Below are 16,817 nucleotides of genomic sequence, written 5' to 3' on the forward strand. Positions count from 1 at the left end.
TATCTTGATAAAATAAACCAGCAACCGCTTTGAGATTTAAGAAACAATTCGCAATTACCCTTATCGGTTTTGGTATTTTTAATGCCATAGTGGGGCAGTCAATTCGTTACTCAGTTGCTCTTCCATATATTGGTTTAGGCGCTTATTCAACGCAACAAAACGATCCGCTTTCTTTTACAGCAAACCAGGCGGCACTTGCAAAAGTTAGGCAAGCTGGCGTTGGTGTTTATGGTGAGAGAAGATTTTTACTGGCTGCAATTAATTCTTACACAGTAGCAACAGCAGTTCCAACCAAAATGGGCAATTTTGGTATTCAACTAAATTATTCAGGTTTTAAAAATTTTAACGAGAGCAAAATTGGGCTTGCTTATGCAAGAAGCCTTGGCAAAAAAGTGGATGTTGGCATTCAGTTTAATTATTACGGGTATCGAATTCCTGCATACGCCACAGCATCCACAATAAATTTTGAAGCAGGAGTCATCATACATTTTACAGAAAAATTAAACGGGGGCTTTCATGTATATAATCCTGTTGGAGGAAAACTGAGTAGTTCGGAAGAAAAATTAGCAAATGCTTATAAATTCGGTTTAGGTTACGATGCTTCGGAAAACTTTTTTATAAGCAGCGAAGTAATAAAAGAAGAAGATAAACCGGTAAATGTAATTGCAGGTATTCAGTATCATTTTGCCAAACAATTTTTTGCAAGAGCAGGTTTTATGAGTGCAACTTCAACAGCTTTTGCAGGTGTAGGTATTGGTTGGAAAAATTTGCGGCTCGACGTAGCAGGTAGTTATCATCCGCAATTGGGGTTTTCGCCGGGTATTTTGTTAATTGCAAATTTTGGGAATAAAAATTCGACAACTAGTAATAATAATTTACAGGAATAAAAAAGAGTGTGTCTGTTTCGCAAAAAAATATTAAAAATTTAGACTGTCCATTTCAGTTTCCTCTCTTTTGGAGAGGGGTTGGGGTGAGGCTGACATACCGCTCTTCAACAAGATCATTCATAGCAAAGCTGGTTACTTTGTTTGTAGCTTTATATTTTTTACCATTTATTTTATCATCTCAAACCACAGAAACACCGGCTACCGAACAGCAATTAGAAAACATTACAGAAAATAATGAAGATGCAGAAACAGAAGATGATTATTATCTGCAGCAAATGCAGCAGTATATTAAAAATCCTGTCAACTTAAATATGGCCAGCGAAACAGCATTAAAAGAATTGAGGATATTAAATCAAATACAAATTCAAAACCTTATTTCATACAGAAACCTTTTTGGAAAATTTGTAAATATTTATGAATTACAGGCTATACCGGCATGGACAATAGAACTCATCCAAAAAATACGGCTCTACGTTTCAGTTAGCGACGAAGTTAAATTGATAAACACACTACAACAAAGGTTAACCGGCGGGGAGCACAGCATTCTTGCAAGGGTTACACAAACACTGGAAAGGTCAAAAGGTTTTTTAATAGACTCATCGGCTGCAACTAATTTTTACCCCGGCTCACCACAAAAATTATTATTACGGTATAAGTACCAGTTTAAAAATTTGTTACAGTATGGCATTCTTGCAGAAAAAGATGCAGGCGAACAGTTTTTTAAAGGCAAACAGAAGCATGGCTTCGATTTTTATTCCGCACATTTTTTTGTAAAAAATACAGGTATAATAAAATCATTGGCATTAGGGGATTTTACGGTTAACATGGGGCAGGGGTTAACACAATGGCAAAGCCTTGCATTTAAAAAAAGTGCTGATGTAATTAATATAAAAAGAGAGGCCGAAGTATTAAGGCCATACAATTCTGCTGGCGAAATAAATTTTCACCGTGGCGCTGGAATTACTGTACAAAAACGAAATGTACAAGTAACAGTTTTTGCTTCTTACAAAAAAATTGATGCCAATTTTGTAGCAGATACTTCACAATCGCAGGAAGATTTTATTTCATCTTTACAAACATCGGGTTACCACCGTACCAAAAGCGAAACAGTTGATAAAAATATTCAGCAACAACTGGCATTTGGTGGCAATATATCTTACCAATATAAAAAACTTCATCTTGGAATTAATGGTATTCACTACAAATTCAAATTGCCATTAAAAAAATCCGCCGATCTTTATAATTTGTATGCACTAACAGGCAAATCTTTTGGTAATTACAGTATCGATTACAGCTATACTTATAAAAACATTCACTTGTTTGGTGAGGCTGCGGCAACTAATAATTTGTACAAAGCATTTGTAAATGGTATTCTAATCAGCACCGCATCATCGGTAGATATGAGTTTTTTATACCGCAATATCTCTAAGGGTTATCAATCACTTTACACAACTGCTTTTACCGAAAATACTTTTCCCACAAACGAAAAAGGTTTTTACGCAGGCCTGTCTATACATCCCGGCAGCATTTGGCGGGTAGATGCTTATGCCGACTTATACAAATTCCCATGGTTAAGATTTAGAGTAGGTGCTCCATCAAATGGTACCGATTATTTGGTACAGGTAACTTACAAGCCAAATAAGCAATTAGAGATTTACAGCCGTTTTCGCAGCGAAATAAAAGCAATAAATTTTAATCCTTCGCAATTTACTTTATCACCCATTATTGCCCAGCCAAAGCAAAGCTGGCGAACGCAATTTGCTTACAAACTGAATGCAGATATAACCCTGAGAAACCGTGTAGAACTATTATGGTTTAATAAAAACAGCAGCCATCCAGAGCAAGGATTTTTAACTTATCTTGATATTTTATATAAACCCCTGCTGAAGCCCTGGTCAGGCAACTTGCGTATGCAATATTTTGAAACAGATAGTTATAACAGCCGGCTTTATGCCTACGAAAACGATGTTTTGTACAGCTACTCCATCCCCGTTTTTTACGATAAAGGGTTAAGATATTATGTAAATGCCAATTATGACGTTAACAAAAAAATATCGGTATGGTTAAAATGGTCGCAAACTGTTTACAAAAACAAAACCCTTGTTGGCAGTGGATTAGATGAGATAAAAGGAAATAAAAAAAGTGAAGTAAAATTGCAAGCCATTTATAAATTTTAACATTTTTTATTGTTCAAAGCAGCAAATTGCAATCATTTTTTGTCCTTAAAATAAGGGTAGTTATTTATTATTTAACATTTTTTTGACTTTAAATAAATATTCCTATTTTTACACATCATTAAACTTAATTAACGCACATGAGAAGATTTTTATCACTGTTTACAATGCTTATGCTCTGTGGAGTAATGGCATTTGCCCAAACCCGTGTGGTGACGGGTAAGATTACCGATACAGAAGGTAATCCAGTTTCATTTGCAACTATAACGGTAAAAGGCTCTAACGTAGGTTTATCTGCCGACGCAAATGGAGCATATTCCATTAAAGTTAAAGCTGGGGATATATTGGTTATTTCCGGCGCAAGTTTTAATTCTTTGGAATTACCTGTTGGTACTGCTTCCATAGTAAATGCAACATTAGAAAAAAGCTCTACTTCAGAATTGAAGGAAGTTGTGGTTACAGGCGCATTTGGTATTAAAAGAGCGGCAAGAAGTACTGCTTCTAATGTGCAAAATATTAGCGGAGACCAAATGAACACTATTCGCCAGAGTAATATCAACAATGCACTTGCTGGTAAAGTAGCAGGCGCACAGGTACGCAGCCAATCAGCAGCCAAACTGGGTGTTGAAACTCAGGTTCGTCTGCGTGGAGAAAACGGTTTGGGTGCTGGTAATGGTGCATTATATGTGGTGGACGGAACAATAATGCCAAGCGGAAATGACATTAATCCTGACGACATTGAAGATATAACCGTATTACAAGGGCCTGCAGCAGCAGCTTTGTTTGGGCCTGATGGCGCAAATGGAGCTATTGTGGTAAATACAAAAAAAGCCAAAAAAGGGAATAAAAATTTAGGTATCGAAATAAATTCTGGTATTCAGTTCGATAAAATTTATATTACCCCTGCGTATCAAAATTCTTATGCTGGTGGTGGTGTTGCAAGTTTAACACAATACAATTATAAAGCTGGCGACCCCGAAGGTTGGAAAGCTTTAAACGGTAAATATTTTCATGATTTAACAGATGATGCAAGCTGGGGTCCACGTATTATGGGGCAGGAATATGCTCCCTGGTATGCCTGGTATGGTGGTCACGAACGTTCTTTCAAAACAGCTAAGTTAACGGCTCAGCCTAACAATAATCGTGATTTTTACAATACCGGTGTAACGCAAACAAATAATATTAACTTTTCTAAGTCTGCCGATAATTACAATTACAGGCTCTCTTATACCAACTTAGACCAGAAAGGTATGATTCCTACAGAATACTTAAAAAGACATACCCTTAATTTTAATGCCACTTTAGATGTAACCAGCAAGTTGATTGTAGGTGCAAGTATTAATGTAATTGCTCAAAACAGAAATGCAGAAAATAACGATGGTTATTCTAACTTTTCCAGCGGCTCTTTCAGTCAGTGGTTTCACAGGGAATTAGATATGAACATTTTAAAAGAACTTACAGGTTTAAGAACTCCTGAAGGTATTTTAGCTACCTGGAACCCCCGTACTAACCCAGATGGTTATGATGCAAACAACCCTGGTGGTTTTTACAAATCAAACTACTGGTATAATCCATTCTCTTATTTTAACGAAGTATCTAATTTAGACAGAAGGGATCGCATATACGGTGATTTATCTGTAAAATATAAGTTTACTAATGACTTTAATGCAAAATTAACCTACCGTAAAAATCAATTGAATGTAAATTCAGAAAGTATTATTTCAAGCGATTTACAAAGCAGTGCTTTACAAACTGGTGTTATTGCAGAATATCAAACTGGCCAGAGTAGAAATGACAGGCAGAATTATGAAGGCTTGCTTACTTACAGTAAAAAGCTGAAGAATTTTGCTGTTAATGCTTTAGTTGGTTTTGATATATTGAAAACAAAATTCAGAAGAGAAGATGCCAGCACAACTAATGGTCTTAATATACCATATCTCTATTCTTTAACCAACTCAAAAGATCCCATTACTTACGGTAGAACCTTGACTGGCGCTGACCCACGTACGCAATCTATAAGAAGAAGCGTATTCACCAGGGCTGATATCGGTTTCCGCAACTATTTGTTTGTTGAGGGTACTTATAGAAGAGACTATGTTTCCACTGAGCCTAAAAATACATTCATCGAAACTAAATCTGTGGGTGCTTCTTTTGTTTTCAGCGATTTAACTAAAAATGCCATTCCATTTATTTCTTACGGAAAAATACGAGGTTCTTATGGCCAGTTATTAAATGCGTTAGGTATTTATGATTTGAACCTTAATTATATTCAAAACGCTAACCAATGGGGTGCAGGTAATTTCTTACTGCCAGAACCCAACACCTTGGTAAACCCAAATTTACGTGGCTCTACTAATGATGAAAAAGAAATTGGGTTAGAAATGCGTTTTCTTAAAAATCTTTTTGGTTTTAATGTTACCTATTGGGACAGAACAAACAAACTTTTCCCTGTAAATATCGCTTTACCGGGTCAAACTGGTTATACAGGTATAAGAACTAATGCTGGCGAATTGGCTAAAAAAGGTATTGATATTCAGCTATTTGTTAACCCTATACGTGCCAAAAATTTCGATTGGAATATTACAGCTACCTGGGGTAAGTTGTTAGAGAATAAAGTAGTTTCAATAGCTCCGGGTATTACCCGTATTGTTTCTGCATCTGGTGCTTTTTCCGGTTCTTCTGCAGCATATTCTGTAAGTGAAGTGGGCAAAACCTGGGGGCAATTATTTGGTAAAGGAATTAAAAGAGTAAACGGAGTACCACAATTAACAGGCGATGGTTTATTTATAGCCGAAAACGATGTTAATTTTGGCAGCGCATTACCAGATTATACAGGTGGTGTGCAAAACAGTATTACTTTGTTTAAAAACTTTACGCTAAATGTTAATATCGATTTTCAATATGGCGGAAAATTTTTCTCATTGTCTGATCACTGGGGTACTTTCTCAGGTTTAACTGCCAGAACTGCTACGTTAAATGATAAAGGAAATTCTGTACGTGACGATGTTGCTGATGGAGGTGGTGTACGTGTAGATGGGGTAGATGCTACTGGAAAACCGGTAACTTTTTATGTTGAAGCACAAACATATCATCATCAATTCAGAAATGCTAACATATCGGAAGATAATATTTACGATTTAACTTTTGTTAAAATGCGTGAATTAAGTTTTGGATATAGAATTCCGGTTGAAAAATTAAGTATTGGTAAATTTGTAAAATCTGCTGTTTTTTCTGTAGTTAGCCGTAACCCATGGTTAATTTATACTAAAAACAGGGATTTTGATCCATCTGAAATTAGCAATGTATATGGAGAAGATGGCCAGTTCCCTGGTTCAAGGTCAGTTGGTGTTAATTTAAAGGTTGGATTCTAAATTATTATTAAAATAAAAACATTATAAAATGAAAAATAAAATATTAAATTTTAAATCTGCCTTATCTGTAGTTGCTTTAGCAACTATGGTTACAGGATGTGGTAAAATTGATGATTTTGGTGATACCAATGCCAATCCTGATGCGGTAACAACTCCGGTAACCTCTGCACTAATAACCAGTGCAGAATCGAGTTTGCCAGGTTTAGTACACGGTTTGCGTACAGTATTATACTGTCAATATGTTTCTGAAACCCAATATACAGATGTTTCTACCTATTCATTACCACAACTAGAATCAAGCGGTACCTATTTTGGTCCGTTAATAGATTTGCAGGTAGTACTTAATAAAAGTACTAACATCAATGAGATAGCTGTGGCTAAGATATTAAAATCTTATTTTATCTGGACAATTACAGACCGTTGGGGCGATGTTCCTTATTCTGAGGCGTTATTGGGACAAGCTAATTTAACTCCTAAATACGATAAACAGGAGGATATTTACAAAGCCATTTTTAAAGACCTAAAAGAAGCTGTAGCTGCTTTAAATATTGCTGGGGAGGTAATAAAAGGCGATGTTATTTATAATGGAGATATTGCTAAATGGAAGAAAGCGGGTAATACCATACGCTTAATGGCTGCTTTAAGATTAAGTAAAAGCAATGCAGCTTTAGCCCAGGCAGAATTTGCTGATGCCGCAACAAATGCTGGAGGTATAATAACAACAAATGCTGATAATTTTAAAATTGTACCTCCAGGCGGGCCACAAAATTCTGTTTTTCAAAACCCATGGTACGCTACTTATTTTACAAGAGATGATTATGGAATTAGCAAAACAATGACCGACCTTTTAACAGGTTTGGGAGATAACCGGATTTCTGTTTTTGCCACCAATTCTGTAGGTTTTCCTTATGGTTTACCAAGAGAGTTAGCCATATCATTTACCAATGGGGTTAGTAATGGGCATGGAAGGGTACTTGCTGCTTCAAAAAGAACAGAAACCTCACCTGTAGTAATAATCGGTGCATCTCAGGCACTTTTAGCATGGGCAGAAGGATTGGAAAGAGGCTGGGCAACAAATGGTACTGCTAAAGCTGCTTATGAGGCAGGCGTGGCTGCATCTTTTGAAGAATGGGGAATTACTATGCCTGCAGGTTATTTAACTTCTACAGGTGCCAATTTTGCTTCTGGCTCCGGCGTTGCGGCTATTGGTCAAAGTATAGCGCCGTGGGATGCAATTCCATCAACTCAAAATGCATTAACAAATACTGCCATAAAGCGTATTCAGTTGCAACGTTATATTGCTGCATTCCCCAATGGTAACGAAGGCTGGGCAGAGTGGAGAAGAACTGGCGTTCCTGATTTAAAACCAACACGTTTTGCAACAAACAGTAGCAAGCAAATTCCACGCAGGTATGTTTACGGCGTTTCTGAAGGAAGCACTAACCCAGCTCAACTGGCAGTTGCCGTTGGCCGTTTAACTGGTGGCGATACCCAAGATGCTAAAATATGGTGGGATCAATAATTAAAATAAAGCATATAACTAAAATATTAAAACCAGAACAACATGAAACATAATTTTAAAATAAGTTTAGCCGCATTATTTACAGGGATGTTGTTTTTTGCATCTTGCGATAAACCAAAAGTATATGAGCCTATTGGAGAAGGTGGCCAAAAAATAATAAAAATTCAGGTTTATGGTGGTTTGGCCAGTGGATTTGATGCCAGTAATTTGGCGTTTAGTCCATCAAGTACATCAGAAATTATTGAAATGAATCTGGAATATGTAGCACCTTCTGTATCTGACAAAGATGTTGTTTGTGAAGTAGATGTAGATTTAGCAGCAATAACCTCATACAATGCTACTCAAACCAGCCCTTTAAAGCAATATTTACCTTTGCCAACTACTGCTTACAAGTTTGCAAAGCAAACAGTAACAATAAAAGCTGGTCAAACCACTTCTTCCGGCTTTCAAATAGAGTTTAACCCTTCACTAATTGATGGGTCTAAAAACTTTATGATACCAGTTAGCATAAAAACTATTTCAGGTGCAGCGGCTGGTACTGTTAAAGCCCCGGGTACTGGTACAGCCTATTTTCACTTTATTGGTAATCCATTAGCCGGTACTTACAACTTAACCGCAGGTGGCCGTTATAATTGCAGTGCAGTTGGCGATCAAGGCTGGGCACCACAAGCTGGCTGGGCTTACCCTGCCGCACTGGTTATTCCTGCAAACTTTGCACTTGCTGCAATACCGTCATCAAAGTTTGTTGCTCCTGTTACACCCACAATTACAAGTGTATATGTGGCTAATTTAGGTGCAGGTACTGACAGGGATTATTTTTTAGAAGTTGATCCTTCTGTAACTACAGTTACTAATGTTAATGTTACACTCACTGCCAGTTTTGAAGGAGGTATTTCCAATATTCGCTGGTTCCAAAAAACATACGATCCTGCAACCAAGCGCTTTATTCTATTATGGACTTACAATAACCAGCCCGGTGGTGTTGGTAACGACAGGATTATTTATGAGGTATTAACAAAACCATAAATCAATAATTGATTAACTTTTTTAAAGGGCTTCAATTGAAGCCCTTTATTTTTTATCTTTACAAAAAACACTAAATGACAAATACTGAGCAGCCCAATCAACTTAACATAGAAATATCCGAAGAAGTATCTGAAGGAGCTTATGCAAACCTTGCAATAATTACACACAGCCATGCTGAGTTTGTAATTGATTTTGTAAATGTAATGCCGGGTACACCAAAGAGTAAAGTAAAAAGCCGGATCATACTTACACCTTTTCATGCCAAGCGTTTTATGAAGGCAATGATAGATAACATTAAAAAGTTTGAAACTGCCAACGGTACTATACAGGATATGGAAGCAGTAGAAATACCTTTTAATTTTGGAGGACCAACTGCACAAGCCTGATGAAATTAGAGGTTGATTGCATTAACTATCAACCATCAACTTTCAACTAAAGCAATCCTTCATCCGCAAAACTGTAATACCCTTCTTCACTCACTATAATGTGATCAATCACTTTTATATCCAAATATTTTGCGGCTTCCTTAATTTTTTGTGTCAGTTCTTTATCGGCCCTGCTGGGCTTTAAACTTCCCGAAGGGTGGTTGTGGCTCAATACAATTGAAGTAGCATCTTGCTCAAGCGCTTTCTTTAAAATAATTCTAGGGTCAGCAACCGTACCGGTAATGCCACCACGGCTTATTATTTCAAAATGATTTATTTTATTGGCCCTGTTTAAAAATAATACAGCAAATACTTCATACGTAAAATCTTTAAGTATTGCTTTAAGGTATTGAGCTATGTCTTTACTGCTTTGTACTAATGTTTTATCTAATGTTGCGGATGCCTGCCGGCGCCTGCCTAATTCTAAAGCGGCTGCAATTGTAATAGCTTTCGCCTCTCCAATTCCTTTTATTTGTTGAAAATCTTTAAGGGTTAATTTTCCCAGTTCATTTAAATTATCACTGCCCAGCCTTAAAACTTCTTTTGCTAAATCAACTGCACTTTTATCCTTACTGCCATTATTTATTAATATGGCAATCAGTTCGGAGTTGCTTAAAACTTCAGCACCTTTACTTAATAATTTTTCTCTGGGCCTGTCATCGGCAGCCCAATTTTTTATAGATGTGGAAGGCTTGTTGAAATTTTCCATAGATTCAAATTTAATTCATCTAAACTAAACGATACTTTTGCGCCATCTTATTTTAATTTATCTCAAAAATATATATGGAACCATCTGCAAAAATTTTCTCCGGAACAGGATCTCAGTATTTAGCCGAAAAAATTGCTAAAAAATTCGGGGAGCCATTAGGCAAAGTAAATATCCAGCGGTTTAGCGATGGAGAAATTTATGTAGAATTTCAGGAAAGCATAAGAGGGCAGTTTGTGTTTTTAATACAAAGCACCTATTCGCCTACAGATAATTTAATGGAATTACTTTTAATGATTGATGCCGCAAAACGGGCATCTGCCTACAAAGTAATTGCTGTAATACCTTATTATGGTTTTGCCAGGCAAGATAGAAAGGACAGGCCAAGGGTAGCTATTGGAGCTAAATTAGTGGCTAATATGATTACCGCAGCCGGTGCCGACAGGGTTATAACAATGGATTTACATGCTCCACAAATACAGGGTTATTTTGATATTCCTGTAGATCATTTGGAAGCTTCGGCCATCTTTATTCCTTATATAGAAAAATTAAATTTACCTAACCTGACTTTTGCGGCACCGGATGTAGGAAGTGCAAACCGTATTCGTGAAATAGCTTCTTATTTTGAATGTGAAATGGTAATATGTGATAAGCATAGAAAAAGGGCTAATGAAATTGCCAGCATGGTTGTAATTGGTGATGTTACTGGTAAGGATGTGGTGCTGATTGATGATTTATGCGATACAGGCGGCACCTTAGTTAAAAGCGCCTTATTAATGAAAGAAAAGGGAGCCAGCAGCGTAAGAGCTTTGTGTACGCACCCCGTTTTAAGTGGTAATGCCTACAATAATATACAAAACAGTGTTTTAGAAGAATTGGTGGTTTGTGATACTATACCTTTAAGAGGCGAATGCACTAAAATTAAAGTGCTTTCTACCGACGAATTGTTTGCAACAACCATACGTAATGCATTTGAAAATAAAAGTATTAATAGTCTTTTTATGAGAAGCAGGATGGCGAATAAGAAATAGGCAAGTAATTAATAATGGGTAATTAATAATGGATAATAATAGGCTATTGAATATAAGTGCTGTAATTATGCATTATTTCGTTATAAATTATCCATTAAAACCCTACCTTTGCGCCTCATAAAAAATTATTAAAATGAAATCAATTACAATCGAAGGACAACTGAGGACCGAAAGCGGAAAAAAAGCCACCCGCCATCTTCGCTCTCAGCAACTGGTGCCAGGTGTAATTTATGGTGGTAAAAAAGAGATTAATTTCTCTGCTCCGGCTACTGCTTTTAAAGACATCGTTTACACATCTGAATTTATGCTGACAGACGTTAAAATTGACGGCAGTACTTACCGTTGTATTTTAAAAGATCTGCAGTTTAACAAAGTAACCGATTTATTAACCCATGTTGACTTTTTAGAGTTAGTGGATGATAAAAAAGTAGTTGCAACTTTGCCGTTAAAATTTGTTGGTACACCTACTGGTGTTAAGGAAGGTGGTAAGTTGGTTATAAAAATGAAATCGCTTAAAGTAAAAGCATTTCCTAAGTATTTAAAAGAACATATTGATGTTGATATCAATAAATTAGAACTGAACGAAAACATAAGGGTAGAAGACGTAAAGTTGGATAACATAGAAGTTTTAAACTCTCCACGTATCCCTATTGCATCTGTAACTATGACAAGGCAGTTAAAACAGGAAGAAGCAACTGCACCAAAAACTGCTGCTGCTGCACCCGCTGCTGCAAAAGCTGCTGCACCTGCCGCTGCTGCAAAAGCACCTGCTGCAAAAAAATAAAAACTATTTTATTTATACTGATGCCCTCACAAAAAGTGAGGGCATTTTTTATTGCGGTGAGCTAATAACTGCAAACACTTAACCCATAACTTTCCCTACCTTTGCGCCTTAAAATTATTTTACAATGGGAATGGACAGGAATACGGTTATAGGTTTTGTGCTAATAGGGATTTTGTTGATTGGGATGTTTTATATTAATAGTAAAAGCAGCCAGGAGTTTCAGGCGCAGGAAAAAAAGAAAGCAGATTCTATTGCAGCCCGTGCGCCTAAGGCAGATACAAATGCTTTAAAAACAGATGCTAAAATTACAGACTCCATACTCAATGCTAAAAAACAATTGCCTTTAACTTACATAACCGATACTGTTGAGCAATTAACCACCATTGAAAACGATGTATTAAAAGTTACATTTACCAACAAAGGTGGCCAACCCAAAGCAATTGAATTAAAAAAGTTTACAACACTTGATAAAAAAGCGGTTAAGCTTATGTCGGGTAATTTCAATAAACTTTCATACGAGTTTAAGACCGAAGGAAAAATTTCAAAAACAAGCGATCTGTTTTTTATTAAAAATGAAAGTAAGATTAATGCTGATAGCAGCCAGTCTTTAACTTACGCTATTAAAGATTCAGCAGGCGATGTAATAACCCACCAGTTTACTTTACCAGCACCCGGCAAAAACGGGTATATGCTTGATTTTAATATCAACCTGAAGAATGCAGCCAGTATGGTAGAACAAAGTACCATGAATTTATTATGGCAATCAGAAGCGCCCCAGGTTGAAAAGGATTTAGTATACGAAAAAACACAAACCCATATTTGTTATTTATACAACGGGGAATACGATTTTGAAACATTAGATAATGGAGGTAATGAAAAATTTGAGAAGCCGCTTGACTGGTTAGCCATTAACCCACAATTTTTTGTAAGCACATTAATTGCGAAAAATAAATTTCAGAGTGCCGAATTAAATTGGGTAACCCCTGCCGACTCTTTAAAAATAATAACTCAGGCTACTGCAAACTGCAGGCTAACTGTGCCGGCTAATGGTGTAGTGCCATTACAATTATATTACGGCCCCAACGATTATACTATTATGAATAAGTATAATAATGAAATGCAGCAGATTGTTACTTATGGCAGCGGCCCTTTTTCGTTTGTAAAATATATTAACCGCCATTTTTTATTACCTGTTTGGGATTTTATAAGAAGTAATGTTGCCAGCTATGGTATGGTAATTTTGCTGTTAACATTATTAATACGCCTAATTACTTCGCCTATTCTTTATAAGAGTTATCTAAGCGGCGCTAAAATGAAAGTATTAAAGCCCGAGGTTGACGCTCTTAAAGCAAAGTTTACCGACAAGAGCGGAAGTTTAGATCAGCAGGCATTTAGTATGGAACAAATGAAGTTATGGAAATCAGCAGGTGTAAGCCCTTTGGGTGGTTGTTTACCGGCATTACTACAAATACCAATCTTTATGTCGTTATATTATTTCTTTCAGGCCAATATTGCATTGAGGGGAGAAAGTTTTTTGTGGGCAAAAGATTTGGCAGCATACGATTCAGTTTTGCAACTCCCTTTCAATATTCCTTTCTATGGTGATCATGTAAGTTTATTCACAATTACCGCTACACTAACCAGTTTACTTATTTCTATTTACAGTATGAGCAGTATGCAGGATAATACCAATCCTGTTATGAAGTATATGCCGTATATTTTTCCAGTTTTGTTGTTAGGCGTATTTAATAATTTGCCTGCAGCATTAACCTGGTATTATACCGTATCTAACACTATTACACTAATACTGCAGATTATTATACAGAAATATATTATTAATCACGAAAAAATACTGGCTCAAATATCGGAAAATCGAAAAAAGCCAGTTAAGCAAAGCAAATTGCAGGAGCGTATTGCAGCTATGCAGGAAAGCCAGAAAAAAATACAGGATATCAAAAGTAAAACAACAAAAAAGTAGAATTTTGCGTTAAAAAGATACGGCCTGCAACCTAATTACCCGGTTGCAGGTCTTTTTATTTAAGGCGTAAAATTTCTTTGGCACAGGATTTTATTATCTTTAATAAAATTTATAAAATGAAAAGTGTACTAAAGATTGGGTTGATGATATTGTTACTTTCTGTAACTGTTTTTTCTTTTGGGCAAAAAACAATTTCAGAAGGTACAATGATGTACGATATTGTAATTCAATCGGGCAGCAAGGAGCCTCAAATGGCTGATGCGTTGGATGGCGGAACAGTAACTGTTTATATTAAAGGCGGGCAAAGCCGTTCTGATATGACTAGTGCAATTGGTAAAGAATCTACCATTCATGATAATAAAACAGGCAACTCCGTTATTTTAAAAGAATACAGCAGTCAAAAGCTGATGATTACATTAACTAAACAAAATTGGGAAGCAAAAAACAAAGCTTACAGCGATATTAAGTTTGAATTTTTTAATGAGACAGCAACTATTGCCGGTTATGCCTGTAAAAAAGCAACAGCAAAAATGCCCAATGGTAAAATACTTACTGTTTTTTACGCCCCAGATTTAACAGTTACTAATAAAGAATATGATGCTATGTTTAAAAATTTACCCGGTTTAGCATTACAGTACGAATATGAATCAGGTTCAATGAAATATAAAATCACTCTTTCTAAAATTAGTTTTGAACCTGTAGCAGCTTCTAAATTTGATTTTCCTAAATCAGGCTACAGGGTAATGACTTACGAAGAGAATCAGCAGATGAGAAAAGGCGGGCAATAAAGTATTAAAATCTAAACTGAAGCCTGCAGGTAAACACATTGTCTTTTACATCGCTGGTAAAATTGGTTAATTGTGTTTTTTCATTTGTCACTTTTGCGTAGTATAAAACAAGCTTAACATTATCTGTAAGATAATTTACATAACCCAAACCTAAAGTGTTGTACTTTATATTTGCGGCTGTAAAATTACTTCCGGCAGCGCCTATTTCATTGCCTTTTACATCGGTATTAGGATCGTACCAATCATACTTTATCAGGAGTTGATTTTTTGTATTAAAAATATGCTGCAACAAATAAAAATAAGCCCCGTTAAAATGGCGAATATGAAATCCATCTGCACCGGAAATTAAAGCCACAGGTGTTTCAGTATTATTAATCGTGCCTGTTTGTGTACCTGTTACAAATTCGCCCCTTAATTCTGTGGTAAGCCCTTTGTTATTTTTAAATTTTAGTTGTGTGTTTGCCCCGTAATATTCCCTTGGCGATGTTTTGTTGGTATTGTTTATTGATGAATCTACAACAACTTTTTTTACCCCTGCCAACTGGCTGGTAGAATAAACATATTTTGTATTTTGCATTATGCCACCATATATAACTGAAGCTCCTGCAGAAATTGTAATTTTTTTATTTAACGGGTAGGTTTTAAGAGCTACATTACCAATAATATCTTTTGTGTTATCAAAATCGCCGGCTGCATTAATTCCCTGCCCGTTAAAAACTCCAAAATCTGCTTTAAGGTATTTTAATTTTGCACCCTTTTGTCTTGCATCTAAGCTCACCATTGCTCCTAAATCTCTTTCGCTTTTCATTAGTAACTGGCTCATCCTGCCTCTCTCAGGGCTTTCTCTGTCACTGCTGCTCAGGTTAACTTCGTAACCAAAAGGGCGTGCAAACATCCCTGTTGTTAAAGAAAATAATTTATATTTATTTTCAAATATCCGGCCCCAAACATCCCTTACAGTAAAACCCCGTTCATTAGCATCAAACTGAAAAACAATTTGTACACTGGGCTTTTTGCCTTCTGCAAAATGTACATAATCTATACGTAGCCTGCTTCTTCTTAACATAAACCTGTTGTTTACATTAGCTGCAAAATCCCCGCCTTCAAAGCTTTTTATGCCTTTACTTTCTGCTATTTGAAATTGAGGTTGTATATAGCCTCCGATTTTAAGATGATCGAATTTTTTATACATCGCAAGTAAACCTCTGCCGGTTTCTTTGCTGGTATCTACCATATCCATCAAATACTGTGCTTGCAGTATTTGACACAATAAAGCCATTACAACCAGCAATGGCAGAGTTTTCTTAAGCATAAAAGAAATTTTGCCGCAAAGAAATAACAATTTAATGTTACCCCTGTGTTAACAAATTATTATCATTGTAAAAGCCCTTTATTCTTTTAGCCTAATACCTAACCTTTGCCGCAAAATTATAAATATGGCTGGTATAAACTCGATTTTAAAAATTTTTCAACCTAAGGATAGAGTATTCTTTCAACTATTTGAAAGCGTTGTTGATGTATTGGTTAAAATGGGCGAAAAATTAAAAGAAGTAGTAAATGAACCAGATTTTGACGGAAGGGCAAAACTGATAAAAGAACTGGAAGATATGGAGCATGTAAATGACGATTATACGCACCAGATTTTTACAGAATTGGGAAAGAATTTTATTACACCCTTCGACAGAGAAGATATTCACTACTTAGCTTCTGCACTGGATGATATTGCGGACTATATTTATGCATCTGCAAAAAAAATAAATTTTTACAGAGTAAATCCCAACGATACAGGTATTCATAAAATGGCTGAGATAATTGCACAGGGTTGCGTAGCTGTGCATGATGCAGTTACCGAATTGCGGAATATGAAAAATATGCGCCGCATTACTGATGCATTGGTTGCTATTAACAGTATTGAAAATCAGGGGGATGATATTTTTGATATGAGTATTGAGCGGCTATTTGCTGAAGAACCAGATGCAAAGGAAGTAATTAAGAAAAGAGAAATCTATCAAGTAATGGAAATAGTTACTGATAAATGTGAAGATGCTGCCAATGTAATAGAAAGTATAATTGTGAAATACGCATAAACCCCCTTTTATCTCCTGAAGGGATATGTTAACTTAAC

The 16,817-nt window shown here is 36.1% G+C and carries 13 protein-coding genes; 11 read left to right on the forward strand and 2 right to left on the reverse strand.

The window, feature by feature from the left end; genetic code table 11:
• Positions 1 to 29 precede the first annotated feature (29 nt).
• The 6 genes from ACY651_RS05225 to ACY651_RS05250 all read left to right on the forward strand — a co-directional run bounded on the left by ACY651_RS05225 (position 30) and on the right by ACY651_RS05250 (position 9,366).
• Positions 30 to 887, forward strand: a complete 858-nt coding sequence (locus ACY651_RS05225; RefSeq protein ID WP_462250422.1) for a PorV/PorQ family protein — start codon at positions 30 to 32, stop codon at positions 885 to 887.
• A 137-nt stretch (positions 888 to 1,024) separates the two neighbouring features.
• A complete protein-coding gene (locus ACY651_RS05230; RefSeq protein ID WP_462250424.1) occupies positions 1,025 to 3,064 on the forward strand; it encodes a helix-hairpin-helix domain-containing protein in 2,040 nt (679 codons plus the stop codon).
• Between the two features lie 137 nt (positions 3,065 to 3,201).
• Positions 3,202 to 6,432 (forward strand): SusC/RagA family TonB-linked outer membrane protein, encoded by a 3,231-nt coding sequence (locus tag ACY651_RS05235; RefSeq protein ID WP_462250426.1) that lies wholly within the window; start codon positions 3,202 to 3,204, stop codon positions 6,430 to 6,432.
• 28 nt (positions 6,433 to 6,460) lie between these two features.
• Positions 6,461 to 7,954: a SusD/RagB family nutrient-binding outer membrane lipoprotein gene (locus ACY651_RS05240; protein WP_462250428.1), complete on the forward strand. Its 1,494-nt coding sequence runs from the start codon at positions 6,461 to 6,463 to the stop codon at positions 7,952 to 7,954.
• 42 nt (positions 7,955 to 7,996) lie between these two features.
• On the forward strand, positions 7,997 to 8,980 hold the full coding sequence (locus tag ACY651_RS05245; RefSeq protein WP_462250430.1) for a DUF1735 domain-containing protein: 984 nt from the start codon (positions 7,997 to 7,999) through the stop codon (positions 8,978 to 8,980).
• A gap of 74 nt (positions 8,981 to 9,054) precedes the next feature.
• Positions 9,055 to 9,366: a DUF3467 domain-containing protein gene (locus tag ACY651_RS05250; protein WP_462250432.1), complete on the forward strand. Its 312-nt coding sequence runs from the start codon at positions 9,055 to 9,057 to the stop codon at positions 9,364 to 9,366.
• Between the two features lie 46 nt (positions 9,367 to 9,412).
• On the opposite strand, the gene radC is transcribed toward ACY651_RS05250, so the two are convergent.
• Positions 9,413 to 10,114, reverse strand: a complete 702-nt coding sequence (gene radC / locus ACY651_RS05255) for a RadC family protein (RefSeq protein WP_462250434.1) — start codon at positions 10,112 to 10,114, stop codon at positions 9,413 to 9,415.
• A gap of 74 nt (positions 10,115 to 10,188) precedes the next feature.
• Here radC and ACY651_RS05260 point away from each other — a divergent pair, with 74 nt between their 5' ends.
• The 4 genes from ACY651_RS05260 (at position 10,189) to ACY651_RS05275 (ending at position 14,692) form a co-directional block, all read left to right on the forward strand.
• Positions 10,189 to 11,142: a ribose-phosphate pyrophosphokinase gene (locus ACY651_RS05260; protein ID WP_462250436.1), complete on the forward strand. Its 954-nt coding sequence runs from the start codon at positions 10,189 to 10,191 to the stop codon at positions 11,140 to 11,142.
• A 133-nt stretch (positions 11,143 to 11,275) separates the two neighbouring features.
• Positions 11,276 to 11,926, forward strand: coding sequence for a 50S ribosomal protein L25 (locus ACY651_RS05265; RefSeq protein ID WP_462250438.1), 651 nt, complete (start codon positions 11,276 to 11,278; stop codon positions 11,924 to 11,926).
• 130 nt (positions 11,927 to 12,056) lie between these two features.
• Positions 12,057 to 13,904 carry a membrane protein insertase YidC gene (yidC, locus tag ACY651_RS05270; protein WP_462250440.1) on the forward strand — a complete coding sequence of 616 codons (1,848 nt, stop codon included), beginning with the start codon at positions 12,057 to 12,059 and terminating at the stop codon, positions 13,902 to 13,904.
• Positions 13,905 to 14,020: 116 nt separating this feature from the next.
• The gene (locus ACY651_RS05275) at positions 14,021 to 14,692 is read left to right on the forward strand and encodes a hypothetical protein (protein WP_462250442.1); all 672 of its coding nucleotides are present in this window, start codon (positions 14,021 to 14,023) and stop codon (positions 14,690 to 14,692) included.
• 4 nt (positions 14,693 to 14,696) lie between these two features.
• Here ACY651_RS05275 and ACY651_RS05280 read toward each other — a convergent pair whose 3' ends face one another.
• Positions 14,697 to 16,004 (reverse strand): porin, encoded by a 1,308-nt coding sequence (locus tag ACY651_RS05280; RefSeq protein WP_462250444.1) that lies wholly within the window; start codon positions 16,002 to 16,004, stop codon positions 14,697 to 14,699.
• 124 nt (positions 16,005 to 16,128) lie between these two features.
• Between ACY651_RS05280 and ACY651_RS05285 the strand changes: the two genes are divergently transcribed.
• Positions 16,129 to 16,779 (forward strand): DUF47 domain-containing protein, encoded by a 651-nt coding sequence (locus tag ACY651_RS05285; RefSeq protein ID WP_462250446.1) that lies wholly within the window; start codon positions 16,129 to 16,131, stop codon positions 16,777 to 16,779.
• Positions 16,780 to 16,817: the final 38 nt, after the last annotated feature.

The organism is Ferruginibacter sp. (assembly GCF_031391665.1).
Lineage (GTDB): Bacteria > Bacteroidota > Bacteroidia > Chitinophagales > Chitinophagaceae > Ferruginibacter.

What these genes read in the sequence shown, in the direction of transcription:
- ACY651_RS05235 (WP_462250426.1), top strand. Translation starts at nt 3,202, where the DNA reads ATGAGAAGATTTTTATCACTGTTTACAATGCTTATGCTCTGTGGAGTA.
- ACY651_RS05240 (WP_462250428.1), top strand. Translation starts at nt 6,461, where the DNA reads ATGAAAAATAAAATATTAAATTTTAAATCTGCCTTATCTGTAGTTGCT.
- ACY651_RS05245 (WP_462250430.1), top strand. Translation starts at nt 7,997, where the DNA reads ATGAAACATAATTTTAAAATAAGTTTAGCCGCATTATTTACAGGGATG.
- ACY651_RS05250 (WP_462250432.1), top strand. Translation starts at nt 9,055, where the DNA reads ATGACAAATACTGAGCAGCCCAATCAACTTAACATAGAAATATCCGAA.
- radC (WP_462250434.1), bottom strand. Translation starts at nt 10,114, where the DNA reads ATGGAAAATTTCAACAAGCCTTCCACATCTATAAAAAATTGGGCTGCC.
- ACY651_RS05260 (WP_462250436.1), top strand. Translation starts at nt 10,189, where the DNA reads ATGGAACCATCTGCAAAAATTTTCTCCGGAACAGGATCTCAGTATTTA.
- ACY651_RS05265 (WP_462250438.1), top strand. Translation starts at nt 11,276, where the DNA reads ATGAAATCAATTACAATCGAAGGACAACTGAGGACCGAAAGCGGAAAA.
- yidC (WP_462250440.1), top strand. Translation starts at nt 12,057, where the DNA reads ATGGACAGGAATACGGTTATAGGTTTTGTGCTAATAGGGATTTTGTTG.
- ACY651_RS05275 (WP_462250442.1), top strand. Translation starts at nt 14,021, where the DNA reads ATGAAAAGTGTACTAAAGATTGGGTTGATGATATTGTTACTTTCTGTA.
- ACY651_RS05280 (WP_462250444.1), bottom strand. Translation starts at nt 16,004, where the DNA reads ATGCTTAAGAAAACTCTGCCATTGCTGGTTGTAATGGCTTTATTGTGT.
- ACY651_RS05285 (WP_462250446.1), top strand. Translation starts at nt 16,129, where the DNA reads ATGGCTGGTATAAACTCGATTTTAAAAATTTTTCAACCTAAGGATAGA.